The sequence below is a fragment of the Vibrio sp. Y58_MX_L22 genome (assembly GCF_024181865.1).
GTDB lineage: Bacteria > Pseudomonadota > Gammaproteobacteria > Enterobacterales > Vibrionaceae > Vibrio > Vibrio alginolyticus.
Map to the genome: position 1 here is coordinate 338,601 of NZ_JAMZAN010000004.1, position 25,121 is coordinate 363,721.

The following is a 25,121-nucleotide window of genomic DNA, read 5'->3' on the forward strand; positions in this document are numbered from 1 at the left end:
GAGTCCATAGTTTTTGGCTTAATCTAACCTCGCTCAATGGGTAAGCCCAGAGCAAAAAGTGTTTTTACCATATGTCCGCTGCAAGGACGCAGATTTTCAGCCGGGTTTAGTTACCCGGCTTTTTTTATAGTAATAAAAAATGTCAGCTGTCACCCCAAGCTCTCTGTTACAACTGGCTTGTTACTTCGCTTAGCAATCCAGTACGCAACGCTACCCCAAAGCACGGTGAGTGCCCAAAGCGCCGTCCAATGTGGAGCGACTTGTTGCCAGGTTGCCCCCATTTGGTTTAGCGCTAAGAAAGCTTTTATCGCCCAAGTGCTTGGGCTTAAATCAGCAATCCATAATAAGGGAGTAGGTATGGCTTCAATTGGCCAAATAAAACCAGCCAAGAAAATGAGCGGCATAGAGCTCACTAAGACGACTAAGGTGACAAGTTCACGCCGAGGTAATAAGTAACCTAGCCAGAAGCCTAGTCCGCAACAACCTAAAAAGAACGGGAACAACATAGCCAGCAATTCGCCCGCATTGGCGATATGGTTTACGTTTAAACGTTCGAAGCTAAAACCAAAATAATAGGCGCCGAGTAAATAATAAATTGCCACAAATACTAACGTTCTCACAAGCAGCAGCGATCCCGTTGATACTTGTGACCAATAGCCACGACCATGACGCTGTGTTCCCGTTTGTAATCCAACCGCCATGATCAACGTTTGTTGTAAAATCAGAACAAATACTGCCGGCACTACGTATTCGATGTAACCCATGGTTGGGTTGAACGTTGGTTTCATATTAAGCTTAATAGCAGAGTAATTATGGCTAGCCATACTCATGGGCACACCATCTATCACCATTTTACTGACTTTCACTTGGGCCCCTAATGTGCCTCCAGCTTGGGCCAATCCTTCTACCACGGTTCCGTACACGAGAAAATACGAGGCGTCCGCAGCGTAGGCCAGAGTCGGGCTTTTACCTAGCATTAGGTCTATGTAAAAGTGTTCTGGTATGACTAAAAAACCGGTGATCTCTCGTTGTAAAAATGCTTGCTTTGCATCGGCAATCGTATGAAGTCGAGTGACTACGTTGACTTGCGGAGTGGCATCAACCATACGTTCTAGCTTTAAACTCGTCTGACTACCATCTAGATTAACAATCGCGATTGGTTGTTCACGAGGCGTTTGTTGTGCATAAGGCAAAGGGTATAAAAACGAGTAAAATACGACACCACCAAACACGGTCAACGTAACGACTGGATTGGTTAGAACGGCCTTAAGTTCCGCTTTAATCAGTTGCCACAATGTCATACCGCCTCCTTCGCTTGGCGTGTTGATGAAGCTGTTCGATGTTTACCCATCAAGGCTGCGGTAATGAGCAGGGGCACAACGTAACCAATCATAGGCCATAGCGAGCTTAAAGATTGTGCGGCCGATGCTCCATAGCTTGCTTGACTCACTTGTACTTCAATGTAATGGGTAATCGGCAATAATGAACGCCATGCATAAGCGAGCGTGTTCATGTCAGAAACTGGGAATGTAATTCCCATGAACGCGAAGCTTGGAGCCGTAAATGCGCCAGCAAAACTCATCGCACGTGCAGGATCCATCGACAAGAAGAAGAACAACGCTCCCATAATGATACAGGCGATAACCGTCGCCAATTGTGCTAATAGCATAACCACAAAACTGCCTTCCATTGGCCAATCAAGCACGGAATAAAACCAGTACAAGAACAACGCACCTTGCGCCATAAAGACCGGAATGTACTGACTTAATAGGGTAGTGAGCCTGGCGTATGGCTTTTCGCCCAAAAATGCAAAGCTATTCTTTCCACCATAAATGCGAAAGTGCGCGGCAAGAATCAAAATAGTGCTTACTACAATACATATTTGCCAAATGGCTGGCACGATAGCCGTTACCAAAAATTGTGCGTAGTTATTGTTACGGTTAAATAATGCGGTTATTTGTGTCGACACGGGTACAGCCTGTCCAGCCGCTGCTAACGTTGTGGTGTTACCCTTAGCCAAGTTGCCCATTACTTCAACCTGAGCGTCGAAATAGCCTTGTGCTTGCGCAACGGCAGAGTTGATCAGTTTCGCTACCAAAATGTACTGACTGTTGTAAAAGACAGAAAGTTGAGGTTGGCGGTGCTGGAGAATATCTTGGTCGAACTTAGATGGGATGACCGCGTAAGCGTAGATATCGCCTTCAATCATCGCATTTTTTGCTTCGCTTGCACTGGCGTAATGATAGTTAACAGCCAGACTCGACGACGCATCCAAAGATTGAATGAGCTTTCGAGAAAGTTGGGAATGTTGTAGATCAACCACACCGATTGGCAGATCCCGGGCAATGCCCGCAGAGAACACTCCCCAAATCATCATCGCGAGCAAAATCGGTATCCAAGTAAGGCACGAAAGCAACCACTTGTCTCGTCGTAAGATATGCCGCTGTGAAATCTTAATCGTCATAGCATTAACCTAGTGGTTGTGATTAAAGTTCAACGACAACACTCATTCCCATACGCAGTTCAGGTTCGGGTTGAGCTGGACGAGCTTCTACTTCAAAGGTACGAAGATCAAAACCTTGAGAAGCATCGGTTGCTCTCCACGTTGCAAAGTCACCCATAACGGCAACATGCGTTACTTTGAACTCAACATTTTTCTTTAAGGCAGGCAAATAGGCATCAAAGGTTGCTCCTTTATTAAAGTGTTGAAGGTAATCTTCACGCACATTAAGTGTCGCCCAGGCATCTTCTGTATCTATCACGGTAACAACCGGGAAGCCCTGAGGTGCTAATTCACCACTTTGAAGTAGAACTTGAGAGACTTCGCCGTCAAACCAGCTGTAGATCTGAGTATCTTTCGCATACGCTTCTACTTCGGCTACGGCACCTGATGCCATGCGCGCTTTTTCCGCCGCAGCCACTTTGGTTTCACTTCTAGCGCCTTCTTTTGCCATTTCATACATTTGAAACGCAGCACTTTCTGTGTATTTCGCTGCTTGCCATTGAGTTAAAGCTTCATCGCGTTTTTGTTCTGCAACCACGCCATCGTTATAAAGGTTATTCACACGATTGTAGGTTTTTTCCATTAAATTCGCAGCGGCTTTGGCTTTCATCCACTGATCTTTTGCTGCTTGGATTTGTTGCTCACGTGCGCCTTTCTCAGCTTCTTGAGCTAAGGCGTCCGCCGCTTTTTCACCTGCTTTTGCTTGTTCTAACTTCGCTTCAATTTCAGGACTATGAAGGGTAAAAATAAGCTGACCTTTCTCTACATCGTCGCCTTTACGTACCATGACCTCATCAATACGCCCTGGAACTTTTGAGGAAATACTGTATTGCTGGGCTTCAATTAATCCCTGTAAGCGGACCGGTTCCGGTTGATAGGCTTGGTAAAATTGATACCCAACCCAAGAGGCAACACCCAAAGCACAAAGTGAGAGTAAAACGGGTTTTAGTGATTTAGCTGCCATGATTTATTTCACCTCTTTGGATGTTGAAGCAGGGATATAAGCGGTATTTTGATATTGTTCGAAGCTGTTCATTTCACTGCTCAATGCGAGTAGCTTGGTTAAAGATATTAAATAGCGGAAACGCGCCGCTGAACGTTGTGTTTCTATACTCGCGACATAAAGTTGTGCATCCACAACATCCAGAGAAGACGACAGACCCTGAGTAAATGCTTTTTCACGCAAGCGCAGGTTTTCGTTAGCGAGTTCAATGCTAGATGCGAGCCCTTGTACTTCATCAATGGCTTGCTGAGCCTCCAAGTATGTCTTTTGGACTAACAGCGATAAGTCTTGTTTGGCTTGAGACTTTAATGAGTCGACCTGCGAGACGACGCTTTGAGCGGCTTTGACTTTTTCGCTTCGCCCTGATGATTCAATCAGTGGAATGCTGACACCAACACCAACTAACCAGTCAGGCTTCATTTGGCTTGCGAGAGAATCGTCTTCATACAAGCTGTAGTCGCCGTAAAGATAAACTTCAGGGTAGTATTTCCCTTTTTCTGCTTTGATTAAGCTAGAGGCTTGTTTGTGTTTAGCGCTCAGAAGCTCTAACCCCGGATAGGTAAGCAACGTTTGATCGACAAAAGCAGTAAGAGGGGGAAGACTGTCGTTGATAAACAAAGATTCAGCGGGCTCTACGGCATCATCTTGCGCGAGTAATTTACCTAATGCAGCCTGAGCGATACTCAAATCACTGGCTGCTTTACGTGTTTCTACAGATGCTTTATCTAAAGAAGCCTCGGCTTGCAGGCGCTCAACGTGCGCGATTTGTCCTTGCTCTTCAAGCTTAATGGCAAAATCTCGATGCTTTTTTAGCCCTGCTTCAACCGCTTGCCGCGTTGCGAGTACTTCCTTTGCCAGTACGACAGAAAAGTAGTACTTCGATAAATCTTCAAAACGCGCTTGTTGTTCCATTAGAAGCTGACTTTTCGCCTCATCCGTTTTGCCTTCTGCTGCTGATTGAGCCGCAGAAATTCGACCACCAGTAAAAATTGGCCAAATCGCACGAATAGACGAAGAGAAAATATCGCGCTCGGTTATGGTCGAAGTGGTATTAGCTAAGGCACCAAAAATAGGCTGAAAAGCAGGAGGTACGTTAATGTGTGCTCCTGTGCTGTCTAGGATCTGTTTTCCCGAAAGCGTGATATCGGTATCTAAACGCGTGTAATTCGCGCCAATAGTAACCTGAGGTAAGTTGAGATTGCTGGTGGCACTCTCTTGGTATTGGTAGTTCTCGACGTTTGAGCGTTGAGCTTTGAGAGAATAGTTGTTTTCTAGCAATAGCTGCCATGCGGTATCAAAAGTGATCGGTGCCGCATGACAGGCAAGGGAAATCGAGCTGCTAAGTAAGCCCAGTATCCAAACCTTTCCTGTTTTTTTCATAATGGCTGCTTTGTCGTAGAGTATTAGCTCTAATATAAAGGATTCGTAACTGCGTGTTAAGTAGGAGGGAAAATTGGGCAGTAGTATGCGCCCAGTTATATTTGTGCTGGGCGCGGGAGATGTTACAAATTTATTTCGTATATGGACAGTGAAACTCCGCTCTCCACTCGAGCTGACGAGAACCTCGCATCGTATTCAATAGATCTTTTCCACTCATTTGAGGGAACGATAACAGGACTTTGAGATCAGAAGTACCGCCTCCGTTTTTTTCATAAGCCCTGACGTGTGTAAATGTTGAATACATATTCTCTGACAGCATCGCCTTATTCAGGCATATTCCAAAGGTATCGCGTTCCATGTTTGGTGTTCCTTCTAACTATAAATGCACCTCTGTTTATAGTTTTCCAGTTTTCAGATGGTGTCTAAGTGTTTGTCATATAGTCAGTATTTGTATTTTGTTTTATTTGTGTCCAAACCACTGACGTCAATGTTGAGCTTTTAATAGACTTCCAGCTTCACTGCTTTCAAACCGAAACTCTCATTGGTTTCGTTGATTAAAAATTATACGTTGTAAAGTCTAAAAACGCCTCAAAAACCGCTAAAATCGATGTGATCACGATCATGATTTTAAGGGCAATTTATGTATGGAATTGAGTATCAGAGAGGAATGCTAAATTTGGTGAATGGTTGTAATTTTATGTTTCAGCTCGTCGATTAATTAACCGTAAACTCTGCGGTTTGCTTGTCTTCCTCACAGATTTATCACCACGATAACGTCATGCTGTTAACTGAGTGTTAACGTTACGCTCAAGAGTGAATCACAAGGATGTATCAATGAGTTGGAAAACCATCAGCTTTCGTAAGCGGATGCTCATTATCATGACGCTATCGGGGTTGATAGAGCTGTTATTGCTTGTTGCCGCAGGGTTCACTTATCTCAAAATCAATCAAGAGCAAGAAATGGGAGAAAAAGCACTGGGTGTTGCCCGTTTTTTAGCGGACTCAGCGGTTGTTCGTGAAATGATCGAAACCCATAACCCCCAGCCATACCAACTTCGCTTTAGAGAATTAACCGAAGCCATAGGTGCTGCATTCATCGTTATTGGCGACCATAAGGGAGTACGCTTAATCCACCCTGTTGATGAGCGGTTGGGCAAGCCAATGAGAGGTGGCGACAATCGTCGAGCGCTAGAGCAGGGGTTGTCTTATGTTTCGACGGCACAGGGCTCGTTAGGTTATTCAGTTCGTGGTAAAGCTGCGATTTTTGACGAGCAAGGGAACATCATTGGTGTGGTTTCGGTTGGCTATTTGCTCGACCGACTGCAAGACCGCATCGAACCATTTTTGGCCTTTTTGATTTTAATGGTCATCGTAGTTGTCGTCGCTAATGCCATTGTATCCAATTATGCGTCGAGAAAGTTTCAGCGCGCCATTTTAGGCTTTGAGCCTGAAGAGATAGGGCGGTTGTACGGCGAATTAGAAGTGACGATGAGCACTATCAAAGAGGGCGTGTTAAGCATTGATGCCCAAGGGATACTTCGCTCGATAAATCGTAGTGCCTGCCAGATTCTCGGTATTGATAGAGAATCAGCGCTCAATAAACCTTTGACTGATACGCTGCGTGATAGCGATCTATATACAGTGTTAGAAAGCGGGCAGGAAGATCATGATATTGAAATATTCCTTAATCATAAGCGCCTGATTGCAAATCGCTCTCCAATTTATGTTGATGGGAAAATTGTGGGGGCGGTATCGAGTTTCCGTTTAAGGGATGAAATCAATGATCTAACCGAGCAGCTATCACAAACCAAGGAATATGCAGATTTGTTACGTTCGCAAACCCATGAGCATCGCAATAAGCTAAACACTATCAGCGGGCTAGTACAAATGGGTGAGCTTGATGCGGTGCAAAAGTTAATTGGACAAGAAACCGCACACTATCAAGCAATGATTGAGTTTTTAAGAGATACCGTTAAGGACCCGCTAATTGCAGGTATGTTGCTTGGAAAAACTGAACGTGCTCGCGAGTTAGGCTTACAACTGGTGGTTGAGGAAGGCAGTCGTCTGGAGCCCCTACCTGAGTGGCTAAATTCGGAAGACCTTGTCACAATTTTGGGTAATTTGATTGATAACGCTTTCGATGCCACGTTAACTTCAATTCGCGATGAATCAAATGTTGCGTCAGAACGCAGAAATATTGATGTGTCCGTTAGCGATTACGGAAATGAAGTGATACTTGAGGTGATAGATCATGGCTGCGGCCTCCCAAAAACAATGGATCCACAAACATTATTTACAAAAGGCGTTTCAACGAAATCTCGTCAAAATCGAGGTGTTGGGTTGCACCTTGTCAATCAGCTTGCTACTCGATATCACGGCCATGTTGAGATGATACCCAATACAAATTATGGGACAAGAATAACGGTGTACTTACCCAAGGAAGAACAATTATGAGTATGGCGACTCGCGTAATGATCATTGAAGATGATCTGGCTATTGCTGAGCTGCACCACAAATACTTAAGCCAACTGACAGGTTTGGAAGTGGTCGGAATTGCGACCACGAGAATGGAAGCGGAAATGCAACTCGACATTCTTAAGCCAGATTTACTATTGATGGATGTCTATCTTCCCGATGGCACAGGGCTTGAGATACTAAATACACTGCGTGCAAGTAACCAAACGTGTGATGTCATTTTGATTACAGCAGCAAGGGATGTCGATACGTTACAACAGGCGATGAGGGGTGGCGTTGTCGATTACCTGTTAAAACCAGTGATGTTTCCACGCTTAGATGCCGCACTGAAAAAGTATGTGTCCCAACGCCAACAACTAGACATCGTAGAGAGTTTGGATCAGAACCTCGTTGATAAAATGCTGCAGTCTCACGCCAATCAAGACAACTTGCCGAACCGATTACCAAAAGGGATTGATGGTGTAACCCTAGACAAGATCAGAGAGTTGTTCCTAAATGGCAGTGTACTGACCGCTGATGAGGCAGGTGAAAAAATCGGAGTGAGCCGAACAACGGCAAGGCGCTATTTGGAGTATCTGATCAGCACTGGTGAACTAGAGGCTGATTTAAACTATGGCTCTGTTGGTAGGCCAGAAAGGTGCTATAAAAAAGTGACACGGTAGCGTTTATATTGATGCTCTATGCAAAATACAAAGCGATGGCTTGTTTTAGAAACCATCGCTTTACAAATTACTGCTGTTCCGCTCTAAGAGGTTAGAAGTTGTATTCTAACTTCGCTTCGATAGAGCGCTCAGCGCCAAACCAACAGTTATTTTTGTCGTAACAAGAATAGTATTCTTTATCGAATAGATTGCTTGCAGAAAGCGTGACGCTAGCCCCTTTCATTGATTCAGATACCGTTGAGAAATCGTAACTTGCTGCTAAATCAAACAAGGTGTAGTCCGGTACTTTTTGACTATTCTGTGCATCAATTTGTGCTTCTCCGACATAGCGAACGCCAGCACTGGTACGAAGGCCTGAAAGATTTCCTTCAAAGAAGTAATTTGCCCATAGAGAGGCCGTTTGCTCAGGTACCCAAACCGGCGTTTTACCTTCTTGGTTGTAATAACTGTCCTCGGTAATCTCCATATCGGTATATGTATAGCCTAGAGTGAAATCAGCTTGTGCTGTGGCTTGCCATTTTGCCTCAAGTTCAATACCTTGTGATACCACTTCGCCCGCTTGATAGTTCGGTGCATATGGGTTATTCGGATCGGTCAAGATCGCGTTTTTCTTCGTAATATGGAAGAGTGCTAAGTTACCTGAGATATCACCAGATAATGGTGCGTATTTAAAGCCTAACTCCCATTGATGACCGGTTGATGGCTCAAATGCTTTACCAGAAGAGTCGGCACCCGCAATTGGCTCAAAACTTTCCGAGTAAGTAAGGTATGGCGAGAGGCCAAAGTCTAGCTCATACAAACCACCGACTCGGAAAGATACGTTGGTATCGTCTAACTCTTCCTTGCTGTTGGATACTGCTCCTAGATAATCGCTAACGGCGTCTGTATTTGAATCGTATTTATCCCAACGAAGACCTGCAATCATTACAAGTTGGTCGTAACGAACTTGATCTTGGAAATAAACGCCAATCTGCTTCGTTTTGATATCTAAGTTTTGTTTGTATTGGAAATTCAGTGCATTACGATCAATGCTGTTGTGGTCAGGATTAAAAATGTCCTGAGTTAGCGAATACCCAAGCGTGTCTTTGTATTTTACATCTGAGTCTAGATACTGATAATCAAGCCCGAACAATAAGTTATGTTCAAAATTTCCTGTTTTAATGTAGCCAGATAGTTGGTTGTCAATCACAAAGGATTTGGACTTTTCATCGGTTAAATAGGCATTTCGACCAACGGTACGGTTATCCGCTTCAAGTGCACCGTTATATGTGTTTTCCTGATAGGCATCGGCGGTCATGTAGCGGGCATTCTGTAGAAATTGCCAATTGTTGTTAAAGTCGTGTTGGACTTTGTAACCCATCATCAGAACTTCGCGTTCGTAAGTGTTCCAGTCCTCATCCCCCAAATAGGTGCTTGGTGACATCGAGCCAAGTGGGTTTTTAATCACTGAGCCAGATGCAGGCACAGTCGTGTAGATACCTGCTGATGGATCATTTTGATAGTAAACATTCACGTTCACTAATGTGCTTTCTGTCGCTTGCCAATTGAAAGATGGGGCGAGTACATAACGTTCGTCTTCAGACGTATCGGCTTGACCATCTCGCTGTTTTGCCAGGCCGACGATACGGTAATCAACATTAGAATCACCAATTTGTCCTGTGGTGTCGAACGTCAGTTCTTTTAGGCTGTTAGTCCCTGTACTAATCGAGACAGAGTGCGAGGGTGTTGACTGAGGCGCCTTGGCGATAATGTTGACCATACCTCCTGGTGGAATATTGCCGTAAAGAACAGACGTTGGCCCTTTAAAAACCTCGATTTGCTCAAGAGCAACGGAATCGACCTGCGGTTGAAGGTTCCAACCGTTGTACAGCAAAGGAAGACCATCATAAAAGTTGGTGTAGTTAATAAAACCACGAATATTGAATAGGTCAAGTCGGGAAACGGCACCACCACGCAATTCTGTATTTACGCCAGGCGCATAACGCAATGCTTCGCTCACCGAGTTTACGCCGCGTAGGTCCATGTCATCTTTAGTGATTACCGTGATCGCTTGCGGTGTTTCCTCCGGTTCTAAAACGGTTTTAGTTGCGGTGTTTCGGTATGTTTCTCCTAGCACCGTAATCGTTTCGTGTTGGGATATGCTCTCAGTCGCATTGGCGTGGCCAGCGAGCAATGCGGATACGACGATAGCAACCGCTGAACGATGAAATCGAATCGGACTTTCCATATTTATAAATTCCACTACTTTTTCTATTTATTGATAATGATTGTTATTTGTATTCTATATTCAAAGAAATAGGAAAAGTTAACAATTTGGTGCAAAACACTAATCTTTGGAACTTATTCTTCTGTTCTTAGGTTTTAAAGATAGCGCGTCGTTTGGCTCGACAGGAATCCAATACTGCATTTGTGCTTGTTCGCTATCAACATCATAACCTTCTGGATAAAGCTCTAACTCATAACCATCGATAGCATGATAATTAGAGTAGGGTAGCCAATGTAAAATAAACCATTCTAGCGTTGAGGCGAGCTCTGATGCTTTGCCTATGTGTGTAATGACGGCGTAGGTTTGCTCAGGAACAGCCAAGAGGTCTAACCCCGAGTTGGAAGAGTTCGTTGATCTTGGTGCGTTTGCTGTTGGACTGCACTCATAACCTGCCCAATACTCAAGTTGTTGGTTGTTTGAATACGCTTGAGTCACATCAATCACGCCAAAGTAACTACTTTCCGAATTGTTAAGGTTTTCAGATGAATAAAGACGTGACCAAAGTGACGGTACTTTGGATTGGAAATCGGGCGTAGCGGAAAACAATCCGTGAATAGGTTCATGATAACCAGCAAGTTCAAAAGCCGGTTTTGTTTCTATTCGAACTTCAATAAAGCGCTGATGTTTTTTCTCTTCTTCTGGTGTCTTACGCAGCGTCAAAGGTTGCCTCAACCCGGAGAGTTGTTGCGTTTTTCGATATTCGCGGGGGCTTTTTGAAAACATATTCCTGAACGCACGGCTAAATGCGTGTTCAGATGTAAATCCCATTTCTATCGCTATATCTAACGAGCGGTCAGAAGTATGGATTAAGCGCTCAGCCGCAAGGCTAAGTTTAAGCTCTCTGATGTAGTGAGCGACGGATACGCCAGTGTGTTGTTGAAATACGCGTTGCAGTTGCCAGCGCGACCAACAACTTGCTTTCGATATTTCATCTACGCTCAGAGTGCTGTCTAAGTTGGTGTGAATGTAGTCAAGCACCGATTGTATTCGGTTTATGGGATGTGGGTTAATGGCGCTTGATTTCATGGCGTTCTACTTTCACATTAATAGTGATTTCATTATCTTTAATTGAGTATCATTATCAATAGGATGATGAAATAAAAAGTAAGTAACACAGATCACGATAAAACTGTAATGGATTGCAAGGATGAGTGATTATTGTCCATATTAGAGTTTTTGCTTAAATTTTGGAGCGTTCAGATGAAACTTTTTTTATCAATAAAATACAATCGCTTATGACGTTTTGTGCAACTTATTTAAACGTTTGCACTGGCAAGTGTTGATGTAAATCAAATAGTCGTAGACAATATTGCCCCGTGTCGGACTCTCCTCCAGCGAGTACAGTGTGTACTTTTGAGACATAAGTGACTTAAATGACCTCAATACGTCGTGTTTCCAAGAATCGGAAATGCAACTTCTTGAGGTTCTTTGGGCCCATAGACTTTACCTATCAACGTAATAGGTAAGACCAATTTTCTATTTTGAGGTGCCATTGATAGGGTTGGCTCATTCTCTAGCCGTATCCGGGCACACAATAAGTACCTCGTTTTTAAGGGAAAGATGATGGTAATACCAGAAAACAGCAGCATCGTTATTTTTGGTGCTTCAGGTGACCTTACGTACCGTAAGCTCATTCCTGCTTTATACCACCTCTACGCGAACAAGCAGCTTCCAGAGAATTTTGCCATTCTGGGTGTAAGTCGCACTGAATACAGTGATGAGTCTTACCGCGCGAAGCTGAAAAAATCGCTTCAGGAAATGGAAAAGACTGAGCCAGAAACGCTTGATGCATTTATTAACCATCTGCACTACCAAGCAATTAATACTTCTGACACACAAGATTACGGTAAGCTATCTTCTCGCTTAGACCAACTTGCGGACGAATATCAATTCGAGCAACGCAATACGCTTTTTTACTTAGCAACCCCACCAAGTTTATACAGTGTGATCCCTGCAAGTCTTGCAGCACATGGTCTTAACAGTGAAGAGGATGGCTGGAAACGCCTGATCATTGAGAAACCATTCGGTTATGACCTTGAATCGGCGCGTATTCTGGACAAAGAAATTCACGAGCACTTCCAAGAGCATCAAATCTACCGAATTGACCATTACTTAGGTAAAGAAACGGTACAAAACCTACTTGTGCTTCGTTTCTCTAATGCGATGTTTGAGCCGCTTTGGAACCGTAACTTCATTGATTACGTTGAAATCACAGGCGCAGAATTCCTTGGCGTAGAGGAGCGTGGTGGTTACTACGACAACTCTGGCGCTGTGCGCGACATGTTCCAAAACCACTTGCTACAAGTATTAGCAATGGTAGGTATGGAACCACCAGCGCAAATCAATGCAGACTCGATGCGTGATGAAGTGGTAAAAGTGCTTCAATGCTTAAAGCCATTAGACGAAAACGCTCTGCGCAATGACCTAGTATTAGGCCAATACACGGCGTCTGAAGTTCGTGGGCAAAGCCTACGCGGCTACCGTGAAGAGCCGGGAGTTGCAGACGATTCTCGTACAGAGACTTACATCGGTTTGAAAGCGTACATCAACAACTGGCGTTGGAATGGCGTGCCATTTTACGTGCGTACTGGTAAGCGTCTTCCAACACGCGTTACTGAGGTGGTTATCCACTTTAAACAAACACCGCATCCTGTGTTTGGTCAAAACGCACCAGAAAACAAGCTGATCATTCGTATTCAACCAGACGAAGGCATTCAAATGAGCTTTGGCTTGAAAGAGCCAGGCGCAGGCTTTGAAGCGAAGGAAGTGAAAATGAACTTCCATTACGCTGACCTGCAAGAAACGCAAATGCTAACGGCATACGAGCGTCTTCTACTTGATGCTTTGAATGGTGATGCTACGCTATTTGCACGTAGTGATGCGGTGGAAGCGTGCTGGCAATACGTACAGCCAATCTTAGATTTTAAGCAAGATCCACAATCCCTCTTCGGGTACGCATGCGGCACTTGGGGACCTAAAGAGTCAGATGACTTGTTACAGCGTGATGGCCGCGCTTGGCGTTTCCCATGTAAAAACTTAACAGATACGGATTACTGTGAACTATGATCAACCATAAGATCTACCAAACAGCAGAACAGGTAGTTGAAAGCCTAGCTAACGATATGAAAGCGTTTAGCGAAATGGGCAGACCTGTTCACATCTCTCTTTCTGGCGGCAGCACTCCTAAAATGCTGTTTAAACTACTGGCTTCAGAGGCTTACGCAACCTCCATTCAATGGGAAAACCTCCACTTTTGGTGGGGTGACGAACGTTGTGTTGCCCCTGACGATGCAGAAAGCAACTACGGTGAAGCGAACACGTTGTTGTTTAGCCAAGTAAATATTCCTGCAGAAAACATTCACCGCATCCGTGGCGAAGATGAGCCTAAAGCAGAAGCCGAGCGTTTTGCAAAAGAGATGGCAGAGGTGATCCCGAGTGAAAACGGCACACCTGTGTTTGACTGGATCTTATTAGGCGTTGGTGCAGATGGTCATACAGCTTCTCTGTTCCCTGGCCAAACGAATTATGATGATGCGAACCTATCTCTTGTGGCGTCGCATCCTGAATCGGGCCAACTTCGTGTGTCGAAAACCGCACGCGTATTAGAAGCAGCGAAACGTATTAGTTACTTAGTGCTTGGTGCAGGAAAAGCGGACATTGTTGAAGAAATTAACAGTTCACCAGCACACGCACTGCTATACCCAGCGGCTAAGATTCAAGCGAAATCGGGCCTAACGGAATGGTATTTAGATTTAGACGCGGCGGCAAAAATTGCTTAAGACGCTGCTCGTCGATGAAATAAAATTGGAGAGAAACAATGAAAGGTGATATCGGTGTAATTGGCCTAGCAGTAATGGGTCAAAACCTTATCCTAAACATGAACGATCACGGCTTTAAAGTGGTTGCTCACAACCGTACTGCTGCTAAAGTAGACGAGTTCCTGGAAGGTCCAGCAAAAGGCACGAACATCATCGGTGCATACTCTCTAGAAGAACTAGTAGAGAAGCTAGAAACGCCGCGTAAAGTAATGTTGATGGTTCGCGCTGGTGACGTTGTAGACAAGTTCATCGAAGCGCTAGTACCTCTGCTAGACAAAGGCGACATCATTATTGACGGTGGTAACACTAACTACCCAGATACAAACCGTCGTGTTGCTGCACTACGTGAAAAAGGTATCCACTTCATCGGTACTGGTGTATCTGGTGGTGAAGAAGGTGCGCGCTTCGGTCCATCCATCATGCCTGGCGGTGCTGCTGAAGCATGGGAAGCGGTTAAGCCTATCTTCCAAGGTATCGCTGCGAAAACTGACGCTGGTGAGCCATGTTGTGACTGGGTTGGTAACGACGGTGCAGGTCACTTCGTTAAGATGGTACACAACGGCATCGAATACGGTGACATGCAGCTTATCACAGAAGCTTACCAGTTCATGAAAGACGGTCTTGGTATGTCTGCAGACGAGATGCAAGCAGTATTCGCTGATTGGAACAAGACTGAGCTAGACAGCTACCTTGTTGAAATCACGGCTGACATTCTTGGCTACAAAGATGAAGACGGTGAGCCTCTCGTTGAAAAGATCCTAGACACAGCAGGCCAAAAAGGTACTGGTAAATGGACTGGTATCAACGCACTAGACCTAGGTATTCCACTAACGCTTATCTCTGAGTCTGTATTCTCTCGTTGTCTATCTGCACTGAAAGACCAACGTGTTGAAGCTGAATCTCTATTCGGTAAGACAATCACTCCAGTTGAAGGCGACAAGCAAGAGTGGGTTGATGCACTACGTCAAGCGCTACTAGCTTCTAAGATCATCTCTTACGCTCAAGGCTTCATGCTAATGCGCGAAGCATCGAACGAAAACGGTTGGGACCTAAACTACGGTAACGTAGCACTAATGTGGCGTGGTGGTTGTATCATCCGCTCTGCGTTCCTAGGCAACATCCGTGATGCGTACGAAGCGAACCCAGACATCGCATTCCTAGGTTCTGATGAGTACTTCAAAAACATCCTACAAGGCAGCCTAGCAGCATGGCGTAAAGTAGCAGCGAAATCTCTAGAGTCTGGTATCCCAATGCCATGTACGATTTCTGCGCTATCTTTCCTAGACGGTTACACAACAGCTCGTCTACCAGCGAACCTGCTTCAAGCTCAACGTGACTACTTCGGTGCTCACACTTATGAGCGCATTGACCGTCCACGTGGTGAATTCTTCCACACTAACTGGACTGGTACAGGCGGCGACACAGCGTCTACAACTTACGACGTGTAATCGTTTTAAGTAAACCGACTAAATATAAAGATATAAAGGGATGCCCAAGTGGCATCCTTTTTTGTGTCTGTAAGATATTGGTAGATTTAAAAGTTACATTAAACGTTGATTCGTCACGCAGTTCTCAGAAATGGGAGAGCATGCATTTGCTAGCAGTTTAATATTTCTCTTCGAAGAGTGAAGCTAAGCCGCTCTCTGCCGTCTCCTCAACTATAAGGTAATAGAAATGACACAACAGAAGCATCCATTTCACACAGCTTTCGTGTTGCTTATGTTCATATTACTGATTACTTACTCCATCTATCGCCTTTATCATCATTTCGTTTTCGAATCTCTACCGCTTCAGCTCAGTAGTGGTTTTCAAGTGGTCTACATTGATGCGTCATATGTTTTAAGTATCGCAAGCTTACTCTTGTGCCCTACATTATTGGTCTATATTTTATTTGATCGAATGACTCAGTTAGTCAAAGTGCCGATTAAAGTGATAACTATAACAATTGTCTTGTCCCTTATCGTTGCTATTCCAGGTCAAATTTTTGAATTTGGGCGATTGAAGTATATTGCAGAAAATAATGGTTACTCAGCGTGTCCACCTTTCACAATTGCATCAAGCGGAATGTTTGTAGAAGCTATGGTAAAAGAAGAAAAATACTGTATAGAACCAGAAATTAATCGTATTGGTATGTATGGTTATTTTCACGAACTCGAACGGATTGATAACTATATCAAGTCACACAGAAATGACATTCAATAGAAAAGAGCGCCTAGGCGCTCTTTTCAGTGGTCGTTTTCTTGTTTTGATAAAACCTGTCTTTTAGGTAGAGAATTGCACTGACCACAAGAGCCACTAAAGAAACAGTAAATAGGGCGTACATGCTGAGAATCCATGCGAATGTGGCCGTCAAGAATGCGATGAAGGAAAACATCCTGCTGAAAGACATCACATGGCCAAGTTTGTTACTTTTCATAAACGCCTCCCGAAGCTAAGTGGGGATAGACAATTGTGGTCATATGCCACACTTTTAATTGTCTGCTCTTTTGGGGCGTTTCACACAAAAAAGTGGCTAAAGATTTCTCAAAAAAGATGAAATATTGAACTGGTAGACAAATCGTTAAACTGAGTTGCACAGATATGACTTCGGTTGTCTATCACTTCAAAGTTTTTAACTACGCAGATTAAGGGCATGTAGCGCTATTATTATCGTATTCGAACTCTACGATACACAATTGCAAGTGAACCTACACTCGTAAGCTCATCCCTGTCGTCAGTTACAGTAAAAGCTTTTTTCTCTGTTTAACAATACCTTAGTAACTACGGGCAATTAAATCTGTTTTTCGATCGAAACTCAGATTGCACAAAAGGTGAAAAAGAGTGCTAGGTAAGCCTCTAAACTACGCCTATAATTAGCGCCCACATGGAGGATGTTTATTATATGAACATCCTTTATTTTTTGAAACTAGCAACAAGGATCCAGTAAAACATGTTTTTCTGGTTTTGTTTACGTCGACCAAGAAGGTAATTAACACAGCAAATTGAGGTTCTAAGATGACTCTTAACAAGTACTTTGTTTTCATTCCAGCAGAATTGGAACAGGAAATGCACAAGGACAATCAAGTGATCTCTGAGAAGGAAACTCAACGTCAGGCATTAGTAAAACAGGCACAACAACAAGGCGGCCTGTAAGCTAGGTTTCAAAGAGAAAGAGCACCGCAACGGTGCTCTTTTTGTATCTGAGGTCGTAGAATTAACTTAATATGCCAAGGCTTTTCAACTTTCTGTAAATGGTATTTCGGCTCACACCAAGCATACGAGACGTTTTGCTAATGTTCCCCTGGTTGGCTTGATATGTTTTGAGCAACTTATCTTCGACGGTTGCACGCAGTTCTGAAGTTGGTTCAGCGGATGCTGCTCCTTCTTGAGCTTGGCTGAGTTTCTTACTTAGGTGGGCTGGGACGTGTGTGAGTTCCAATATTTCTTCACCTTGCGCCATTAAGGCGGATACTTTGATTAAACTATCGAGTTCACGCAAATTTCCTGGCCATGAGTAAGACAGCATCAGAGAAAGTAGGTGAGGGCAAAGCTGTTGTTCAGATTCGGCGTGACGCCGATGAATGTTCTCAATCAGTTGTCGTTTGTCATCACGTTCCTCAAAGCGAGGTAGCTCAATGATCAAGCCATTAAGGCGATAATACAAATCTTGGCGGAACAATCCTTCGCTGACCAAATGTTCCAGATCTTTATGCGTGGCTGCAATGATTTGCGTATCGACTTGAATACTTTGGTTTGAACCCACGGGAAGCACGGTTTTATCTTGCAATACATGGAGCAAGCGGCTTTGAGCTTCCAAGGGTAAATCTGCGATTTCATCCAGAAACAAAATCCCTTTGTGTGCTTGGCGAATTTTCCCCTGATAGCCTTTGCTGTTTGCGCCAGTAAAGGCACCGGCTACGTAGCCAAATAATTCAGATTCAACCAGATCTTTTGGTAGCGCTCCGCAGTTAACGGAAACCAACGGTCCCGTTTTTCTCTGGCTGTTTTTATGAAGCGCTTTCACAAACTCGTTTTTGCCAACACCAGTCTCTCCGAGAATCAACAAACTGATGTCTTTATCGATGACGCGATTGGCTTGCTGCCAACAGTGCTCAACTGCGGAGTCGCCATAATGAAGATCATTGGACGCCGCTACAGCACGAGACTTGACCTTGCTATCTTTATCGGTAAGCGGTTTTGTTTTGAAAACGAAAGGGTGCTCATTTCCCCGAGTGGATAGAATGTCGTCTAAGGATTGCCCAATGATACTTTTTTGCGCAAAAAGTTGAGAGGCTACTTGATTGTGAGCCAAAACTTGTCCGTCTTCATTTGCAATGATAATTCCTTGCCAACCACTATTCAGTAAACCTTTTTCGCACGCTAAATCCACACGAATATGCCCTTGTGGAATCAAGTTAAGTAGTTGATTCTCCACTTGCTGGACCATGTTTTGTACTAGTACTTGCGTTGAGAAGTCATGTCTCTTTTGCTCGCTTGTAATATCTAATACGCCAATGAGGTTACCAAGATGATCGAAAATAGGATTAGCCGAACAGCTAATAAAACGATGGTGTTGGATAAAGTGCTGATCACCAATAACAGAAACGGGCTTTGCTTCAACCAAAGCTGTACCAATCGCGTTGGTGCCTTTGACCTTTTCTTGCCAGCATGCTCCAGAGCTTAGCGAGATTTCCGTTAACTTTTCACGAAATCTAGGCTGTCCCCAACTGCCGATGATGACACCATCTGAATCCGTCAAAATTAAGCGACTGTCGCTATGAGCAAATAGCTGATTAAACAAAGGGAGCGCAAATTGAGTGACTGCCTCTAGCAAAAAATTGAGTTGGTGACGCCTATCTTGGAGCGTCGCTGGCGTTACTCGAATATCTTCAGGGCGTCGACGCTGTTTTAAACCCGCTTGTTCACTTCTGACCCATGAAGTTGAAAGCCAATTGTTATCGCTAATATGTTGAAGTTCCATGACTGTACCATTTTGTCACAGTGAGGGTGTGCCATTTTGGAACACTTGAACATTGGTGTTCACACCATACATCCGCTCAAACATCGCTCACTTGGTTTGTTATCGCTTGGTAATCATAGTTTTACATTTAATTAACAACAAGCGTGGCGTAGTTGGCGTGTGACTTGCGTAATGCTCTTTGTGAACAGTGCGATACGACACTGCAATAACACATTGAACGAGAAACAAAAGGAAGAGTTATGATCTATGCACAGCCAGGTAGTGAAAATGCCATTGTTAACTTTAAATCGCATTACGATAACTTTATCGGTGGGGAATGGGTAAAACCAACGGGTGGTGAGTACTTTGACAATATCTCACCAATCAACGGACAAGCGTATTGTAAAGTTGCTCGCTCTGGCGAGGAAGATATTAATTTAGCACTGGATGCCGCGCACAACATCAGAGCAAAATGGGCCAAAACCAGCGTGACAGAACGTTCGAACATCTTGCTGAAAATTGCTGACCGTATTGAGCAGCATCTAGAAGAGCTTGCTGTTGCAGAAACTTGGGAAAACGGCAAACCAGTTCGCGAAACCTTGGCGGCAGATTTACCTTTAGTAGTGGATCACTTCCGTTACTTCGCTGGCTGTATTCGCGCACAAGAAGGCAGTGCGGCAGAACTGGATGAGCACACCGCAAGCTACCACTTCCCAGAACCGATTGGTGTGGTTGGTCAAATTATTCCGTGGAACTTCCCAATGTTGATGGCGGCTTGGAAACTAGCACCGGCACTAGCGGCGGGCTGCTGTGTGGTATTGAAGCCAGCAGAGCAAACCCCAACATCCATTCTGGTTCTGATGGAAAAAATCGGTGACCTTCTTCCTCCTGGTGTCATCAACGTTGTAAACGGATATGGTTCTGAAGCGGGTCAAGCATTAGCAACCAGCAACCGCATTGCGAAACTCGCTTTTACCGGGTCTACGCAAGTTGGCAACCACATTCTGAAATGTGCAGCAGACAACTTGATCCCATCGACAGTTGAGTTAGGTGGTAAATCTCCAAACATCTACTTCTCAGATATCTTCGATTACGAAGATGAGTATCTTGATAAGTGTATCGAAGGTACGTTACTTGGTTTCTTCAACCAAGGTGAAGTTTGTACTTGTCCATCTCGCGTACTGGTTCATGAAGCGATTTATGACAAGTTTGTAGAGAAACTGACGGAACGTGCACAGCTGATTAAACAAGGTAATCCGCTCGATACCGATACTCAAGTTGGTGCTCAGGCTTCTCAAGAACAGTTTGATAAGATTTTAAGTTACCTGGAAATCGGCCGTGAAGAAGGCGCAAAAGTGGTCTTTGGTGGTGGAGTGTCAGAACAGCCAGAGTCTATCAACCAGGGGTACTACATTCAGCCAACCATGTTGGAAGGCCACAACAAGATGCGAATCTTCCAAGAAGAAATCTTTGGCCCAGTGATCGCTATCACCAAATTCAAAGATGAGGCTGAAGCGTTGGAAATCGCAAACGACACTGAATATGGCTTAGGCGCAGGTGTTTGGACACGTGATGCGAACGTTGCATATCGTATGGGCCGTAATATTGAAGCTGGCCGGATCTGGATTAACTGTTACCACGCTTACCCTGCACACGCAGCGTTCGGTGGTTACAAAAAATCGGGTATCGGGCGCGAAACGCACAAGATGATGCTGGATCACTACCAGAATACTAAGAACTTGCTGATTAGCTACAGCATCGACCCGTTAGGCTTCTTCTAGTGAAACTAAGTAATTAATAAAGAAAAAGCAGTATGAATCAAAACCCCGAATCTTCGGGGTTTTTTATTAGCGTGAGCTTGTCGGCTGAAGGTTAACCTAGATGTTTAACCTGCTTTTATTGTGATATCAGGAACGTTGAATTATCGCCACTTTTCGTTCCATAAGCTTTTCTACGGCGGCGTTTTGCTTGTCAATATTGAGTTGCGGATCAAAGTCCAAAACGCGATTGCAAGATTCGAGACTGGCAAATTGATTTAAACATTCACCAAGCTCTCTTTTAGAGCTTGTTCGCGTCATACTGCTTTCTGATGAGGAGAGTAGGGTGACTTTACGGCCATGAAACGTTCCTTGCGGCACTGCATCACTTTGCTGCGCTTGTTGAACGTCATGAACCGATGAATTGGTGTATGTGGATTGGATGTCATTGGACATAAAGACACCTAAACTCTCAAGTCTAAAGTTTGTGGCATCGGTGGTGCCTCATCAATGGTTACATGAGAAGACAATAACGCTTCCCACGACTCGCTGTGCGTCAGCAATTCTGCTAAAGCTGTTTCAAAATATTCGTAATCCAGTCGCCTAATGTTAATGAGTCGGTTTAAACATAGGACATGTCGGTGGTTATCTAAACTAAAAAATAACTGGTGCTCAGGCCAGTGATAATTAAAGGCCAAGAAAGAGCGATAGAGATCGGAATTTACAATTTGAAGGCCAACAATCTCAGCTTCGAGCTGCAGAGTTGTAGATTCAGGATGAAAGATGATATGCACCCTTAGATTATCATCAAAGGCTAAGCTTACTTCATTTTCCGTTAGATGCAGTGCAGGCAAGCCTATTTGATGAGCAAACTTTAGCAAAATCTCATCGATAGTTTGGCGTGCTGACATAGGAATAGTCCCTTTTGAAATTTTATCAAGGAAAATATTAGATGTATCTCTTCATGTTTATCAATATTAGTCGGTTGTTATTATATTTTGGCTTTTAAATGTGTTGAGAGAAATAGAAAGGAAAAAGTAAATGTGTTCAGATGCATATCTCGATGGTAATGATATATATGAATATCACTTTTCTCTAATGAACTTCAATTAAGGAAGGAATGAAAGAGAACAGAAACTGCTTTTGAAATTACAGTCCATGTTAACTACGTGTTGTTGAAAAATGCGATTTATTGTCCGCTTGTAGTATAAATATAAGTTGATCTTTTATATTTTTACATAAAGAATTGTGTGAATTTCAAATGAGCTAGATTATATAAAATAAGTTTATGGGGTCATAATGAACAATTCTATATGGGCCAGTTTTATTGGGTTGTTCATACTGAGTGGGTGCAGTCAGACTGTATCCGTCAATGGGGTGGATGGCTTTGATACACAGAGTCAGGCATCAGTCTATGGTTGGGTTTCTGTCGACGGCTACTTTCCACCTTCGATTACTTCTCTTGAAGTGGAAATATGTAAAGTTATTGATAATCAATGTCTTAAGTCGGCATCTCAGAGCTACCAAGGCGTTCAGTTGCCTGTGCAGTATTCGTTTTTAATTGCACCAATTCAAGCTGGTGAAGGAAAAATGAAGATTATTGGAAAGCTTTATTCAAACGGTGAGCTCGTTGCGGAAAAAGAAAAGAACTATTTATTTTTAGAGGGAAATAAACAAGAAAACTTGATTCTTGTTCCAAAAATAAACAGATAAAATTTTAAGTACTACATTTTTATTAGAATTTTCTAATTTATAAAAATAAAGACCATATCTTTCCTTTTGTGAAAGATTTGTTGTCTTTTATAAGCATTAATTACATGACTTTGAAGTCATCGGGTCAGTTGTTTTTTAGACTCATACTTGTTGCAAAAACAGTATTTTTTATGATTATATCTCGCTCCTTGAACACGTTGGCTTGGCGTTTTAGGCTATAAAACATACATTTTTATGATTTTGGAAATTTAATTTTGTTCTCGAAACGATGCCGAAATCTATTTAATTGTATTCTAATGTATAACAAAACAACCAAACTTAAATAACGAAATGATATTTAAGTTTTGGCTAATGATAAACGCTATCTGATAAAAATAATAAAGACGGACAGCAGAAATTTACTAAGTCAAACTTTTACCTTTAGGTAAAGGTAATGCTTGGGTTATTCGCTAATTATTCGGGGGGTATGGTAAGTGATAGAACTTCTATGCTCTTTTCTTTGCTTCTTTAATTCATACAGCAGTACTTAGAAATAACAACAATCAAAGTAGTGCTTTGAAAGTTTCTCAACATTTGCACTGAGAAACTCAAAATAATGAAGGGTAGAAAATGGATGTGTCAGGCCAACTAAACTCAGAAAGGGTCGACTCGAGTTCACGAAAAATTCGTAGTTTTTCCTGCTATGAAAAATCTGACGAAGTATTTCACTCAGACCAGTCTCACATTGTTGTCGTTCACAATGGTCAGCTTCGAGTTCAAACAGGTGATTGCACAATCGATGTTGCTGCAGAAAATGGGGTATTTCTATCCCAAGGAGATTACTTGTTAGAGTACTCTCCGCTAGATGGGGCATACAAAGCGTCGATTATTGCTTACGACAATGAACTCGTTAGTCAGTTGCTGCAAAAACACAGTGATCTCTTGATGATGCTGCCTAAGGTAGACAAAGTTTGTTCTGGTTTGTTTACTTTTGGTTTGAACATACTCGTTGAACAAGTGCTTTCCAGCATGCAGACGCTTGAGCAACAAGCGTACCCAGATGCCATTATGTGCCTAAAATACGAAGAACTACTCGTTCTCTTGCTACACAGCAAAGGAGGAGAATCACTGTATGCGTTGCTGTCACAACAAACAAACCGTACGTCGGAACGGTTACGTCGATTTATGGAACTGCATTACTTAAAAGAATGGAAGTTGACAGACTACGCGCAGGAGTTTGGTGCCAGCTTAACCACTTTTAAAGAGCTTTTTAATGAGCACTATGGCATTTCTCCAAGAGCTTGGATCAGTGAGCGTCGACTACTGCATGCTCATAAACTGCTGTTGACGAGCAAGATGAGCATCGTAGATGTGGCGATGGAGGCAGGGTTTTCCAGCCAGTCTTACTTTACGCAGAGTTACCGTCGTCGTTTTGGAACGACCCCAAGCCGCGTACGTTCGGGAGACGATCAAGTGGCTATCGCGAAATGAAATGACTTGGGACTAAAATTTTCTGACTAATTTTGAAAGTCACTCACCAGTGTAAATTCTATTATGTATCGTGTAACAACGAACGATTAAAAATTATTACATCTCTTTCTTTCTGGATTGTTCGAAAGGGGTGCGGAGACGAACATAAATGAAAAAGCAGCATTGGCGACGCCGTTCGCTTTTTCCAGACAGCATAGTGACACAGCGGAAAGTGACTGTTTTACAAAGAGGAGCTCGTTATGAAAGCGCCTCGAAACCTACGCAGGATCTCAATGTTGTGCACGTCAATCACCGACAATTGTTGAGTGAAGGCGTCATAAATTATGAGCAGTTATCTTTACTTCAACGCTTGTTGGATAGAAATGTCGTCGATAGCCTATGCGCTAGCCAGTTAGTTAAAACGTATCAAAAACTTGGTGCTTCGATAGACCGGTTTGCCATGCGTTTATTTTTGGAAATTGGATCGCAGCTCAGTGATAGCAGTACAATCACAACGTTCGAACAAAGGCTGCACTACATCAACTCTCGTCTGGGCTTTCGCTTTAATTTGGCTGTCCCAAAAACGTTGATGCTTTGTTTCCATTTATCACTCAACGAGTGGATTAACCGACAAGTCGATCAAAGTGCTCTTCATGCTTCGATTAAAGTTGAACAACTTATCAATCAACTCGATATTCAGAAGGAATATTGGTCGAAGCTATCAGGGGAAGACACCAGTGCCGTCTTTGTTCAACAGCAACTCGATCTCATTAAGAGCCAGCAGCATCAACTTAAAAAGCAACTTGGGACGTTAAGCGAACAACAGTTGCAAGTGATTGAATGTCATCGTTTGTTAATTGAGAAGTGGCAACCGTCTTTAGACGAGCTGAAAGGGTTCGCGGAGTACACCTCTACAACCGAACAATTTATTTCTGAGTGGAAAAATTGGTGTTCGGAAGTGCGACTTGAAGCCCCTGAGCTGAACGAAGTTTGGGATGCATGCGATGTGGTTTACAACGACCAAAATGCGGTTGCGAAAGTATGGCAATGGTTCAAGAACATGCAAACTGTTGGTGATATCGATCACTACTATTTTGATACTCAAAGTGGTCAGTGCGGCCAGGCTTGCAATCACCTCAGCCAGATCTAAATAGGG

Annotated in this window: 22 protein-coding genes; 11 read left to right on the forward strand and 11 right to left on the reverse strand. The window is 43.4% G+C overall.

Annotation, left to right across the window (positions count from 1 at the left end):
- Positions 1 to 149 precede the first annotated feature (149 nt).
- From NL626_RS12160 to NL626_RS12180, 5 genes are all read right to left on the reverse strand, one after another.
- Entirely contained in the window at positions 150 to 1,301 is a 1,152-nt protein-coding gene (locus NL626_RS12160) for an ABC transporter permease (RefSeq protein WP_253657395.1), read from the reverse strand.
- Positions 1,298 to 2,464 carry an ABC transporter permease gene (locus NL626_RS12165; protein ID WP_054579566.1) on the reverse strand — a complete coding sequence of 389 codons (1,167 nt, stop codon included), beginning with the start codon at positions 2,462 to 2,464 and terminating at the stop codon, positions 1,298 to 1,300. The genes NL626_RS12160 and NL626_RS12165 overlap by 4 nt, the downstream gene beginning before the upstream one ends.
- Before the next feature lie 22 nt (positions 2,465 to 2,486).
- Positions 2,487 to 3,467, reverse strand: coding sequence for an HlyD family secretion protein (locus tag NL626_RS12170; protein ID WP_253657396.1), 981 nt, complete (start codon positions 3,465 to 3,467; stop codon positions 2,487 to 2,489).
- Positions 3,468 to 3,470: 3 nt separating this feature from the next.
- A complete protein-coding gene (locus tag NL626_RS12175; protein WP_104975368.1) occupies positions 3,471 to 4,886 on the reverse strand; it encodes a TolC family protein in 1,416 nt (471 codons plus the stop codon).
- Positions 4,887 to 5,016: 130 nt separating this feature from the next.
- A complete protein-coding gene (locus tag NL626_RS12180; protein ID WP_005377125.1) occupies positions 5,017 to 5,244 on the reverse strand; it encodes a hypothetical protein in 228 nt (75 codons plus the stop codon).
- Positions 5,245 to 5,720: 476 nt separating this feature from the next.
- Between NL626_RS12180 and NL626_RS12185 the strand changes: the two genes are divergently transcribed.
- Both NL626_RS12185 and NL626_RS12190 read left to right on the forward strand, forming a co-directional pair.
- Positions 5,721 to 7,340, forward strand: a complete 1,620-nt coding sequence (locus NL626_RS12185; RefSeq protein WP_253657397.1) for a sensor histidine kinase — start codon at positions 5,721 to 5,723, stop codon at positions 7,338 to 7,340.
- Positions 7,337 to 8,023, forward strand: a complete 687-nt coding sequence (locus NL626_RS12190; RefSeq protein WP_154204529.1) for a response regulator — start codon at positions 7,337 to 7,339, stop codon at positions 8,021 to 8,023. The genes NL626_RS12185 and NL626_RS12190 overlap by 4 nt, the downstream gene beginning before the upstream one ends.
- 91 nt (positions 8,024 to 8,114) lie before the next feature.
- Here NL626_RS12190 and NL626_RS12195 read toward each other — a convergent pair whose 3' ends face one another.
- Together NL626_RS12195 and NL626_RS12200 are read right to left on the reverse strand one after the other, a co-directional pair.
- The gene (locus NL626_RS12195; RefSeq protein ID WP_213916760.1) at positions 8,115 to 10,250 is read right to left on the reverse strand and encodes a TonB-dependent siderophore receptor; all 2,136 of its coding nucleotides are present in this window, start codon (positions 10,248 to 10,250) and stop codon (positions 8,115 to 8,117) included.
- A 99-nt stretch (positions 10,251 to 10,349) separates the two neighbouring features.
- Positions 10,350 to 11,315 carry a helix-turn-helix domain-containing protein gene (locus tag NL626_RS12200; RefSeq protein ID WP_033906176.1) on the reverse strand — a complete coding sequence of 322 codons (966 nt, stop codon included), beginning with the start codon at positions 11,313 to 11,315 and terminating at the stop codon, positions 10,350 to 10,352.
- 537 nt (positions 11,316 to 11,852) lie between these two features.
- Between NL626_RS12200 and zwf the strand changes: the two genes are divergently transcribed.
- From zwf to NL626_RS12220, 4 genes are all read left to right on the forward strand, one after another.
- Positions 11,853 to 13,355 (forward strand): glucose-6-phosphate dehydrogenase, encoded by a 1,503-nt coding sequence (gene zwf, locus NL626_RS12205; RefSeq protein WP_017634563.1) that lies wholly within the window; start codon positions 11,853 to 11,855, stop codon positions 13,353 to 13,355.
- On the forward strand, positions 13,352 to 14,068 hold the full coding sequence (gene pgl / locus NL626_RS12210) for a 6-phosphogluconolactonase (RefSeq protein WP_253657398.1): 717 nt from the start codon (positions 13,352 to 13,354) through the stop codon (positions 14,066 to 14,068). Before zwf ends, pgl begins: the two co-directional genes overlap by 4 nt.
- Before the next feature lie 38 nt (positions 14,069 to 14,106).
- A complete protein-coding gene (gnd, locus tag NL626_RS12215) occupies positions 14,107 to 15,555 on the forward strand; it encodes a decarboxylating NADP(+)-dependent phosphogluconate dehydrogenase (protein WP_005377160.1) in 1,449 nt (482 codons plus the stop codon).
- Positions 15,556 to 15,781: 226 nt separating this feature from the next.
- Positions 15,782 to 16,309, forward strand: coding sequence for a hypothetical protein (locus NL626_RS12220; protein WP_005377161.1), 528 nt, complete (start codon positions 15,782 to 15,784; stop codon positions 16,307 to 16,309).
- Positions 16,310 to 16,319: 10 nt separating this feature from the next.
- Here NL626_RS12220 and NL626_RS12225 read toward each other — a convergent pair whose 3' ends face one another.
- Positions 16,320 to 16,523, reverse strand: a complete 204-nt coding sequence (locus NL626_RS12225) for a hypothetical protein (protein ID WP_005377162.1) — start codon at positions 16,521 to 16,523, stop codon at positions 16,320 to 16,322.
- Between the two features lie 578 nt (positions 16,524 to 17,101).
- Here NL626_RS12225 and NL626_RS12230 point away from each other — a divergent pair.
- On the forward strand, positions 17,102 to 17,239 hold the full coding sequence (locus NL626_RS12230) for a hypothetical protein (RefSeq protein WP_005377165.1): 138 nt from the start codon (positions 17,102 to 17,104) through the stop codon (positions 17,237 to 17,239).
- Between the two features lie 61 nt (positions 17,240 to 17,300).
- Here the strand turns inward: NL626_RS12230 and NL626_RS12235 are convergent, their stop codons facing one another.
- Positions 17,301 to 19,067, reverse strand: a complete 1,767-nt coding sequence (locus tag NL626_RS12235; RefSeq protein WP_005377167.1) for a sigma-54-dependent Fis family transcriptional regulator — start codon at positions 19,065 to 19,067, stop codon at positions 17,301 to 17,303.
- A gap of 239 nt (positions 19,068 to 19,306) precedes the next feature.
- Between NL626_RS12235 and NL626_RS12240 the strand changes: the two genes are divergently transcribed.
- On the forward strand, positions 19,307 to 20,827 hold the full coding sequence (locus tag NL626_RS12240) for an aldehyde dehydrogenase family protein (protein ID WP_005377169.1): 1,521 nt from the start codon (positions 19,307 to 19,309) through the stop codon (positions 20,825 to 20,827).
- A gap of 126 nt (positions 20,828 to 20,953) precedes the next feature.
- On the opposite strand, the gene exsE2 is transcribed toward NL626_RS12240, so the two are convergent.
- Together exsE2 and exsC are read right to left on the reverse strand one after the other, a co-directional pair.
- Positions 20,954 to 21,259, reverse strand: coding sequence for a T3SS regulon translocated regulator ExsE2 (gene exsE2, locus NL626_RS12245; protein ID WP_005377171.1), 306 nt, complete (start codon positions 21,257 to 21,259; stop codon positions 20,954 to 20,956).
- A gap of 8 nt (positions 21,260 to 21,267) precedes the next feature.
- The gene (gene exsC / locus NL626_RS12250; protein WP_005377174.1) at positions 21,268 to 21,714 is read right to left on the reverse strand and encodes a type III secretion system regulatory chaperone ExsC; all 447 of its coding nucleotides are present in this window, start codon (positions 21,712 to 21,714) and stop codon (positions 21,268 to 21,270) included.
- 388 nt (positions 21,715 to 22,102) lie between these two features.
- Here exsC and NL626_RS12255 point away from each other — a divergent pair, with 388 nt between their 5' ends.
- From NL626_RS12255 to NL626_RS12265, 3 genes are all read left to right on the forward strand, one after another.
- Positions 22,103 to 22,516 (forward strand): YscW family type III secretion system pilotin, encoded by a 414-nt coding sequence (locus tag NL626_RS12255; protein WP_253657399.1) that lies wholly within the window; start codon positions 22,103 to 22,105, stop codon positions 22,514 to 22,516.
- Between the two features lie 609 nt (positions 22,517 to 23,125).
- Positions 23,126 to 23,986, forward strand: coding sequence for a helix-turn-helix transcriptional regulator (locus NL626_RS12260; RefSeq protein WP_253657400.1), 861 nt, complete (start codon positions 23,126 to 23,128; stop codon positions 23,984 to 23,986).
- Positions 23,987 to 24,134: 148 nt separating this feature from the next.
- Positions 24,135 to 25,115: a T3SS regulon anti-activator ExsD domain-containing protein gene (locus NL626_RS12265; protein WP_253657401.1), complete on the forward strand. Its 981-nt coding sequence runs from the start codon at positions 24,135 to 24,137 to the stop codon at positions 25,113 to 25,115.
- The last annotated feature ends 6 nt before the right edge of the window (positions 25,116 to 25,121 follow it).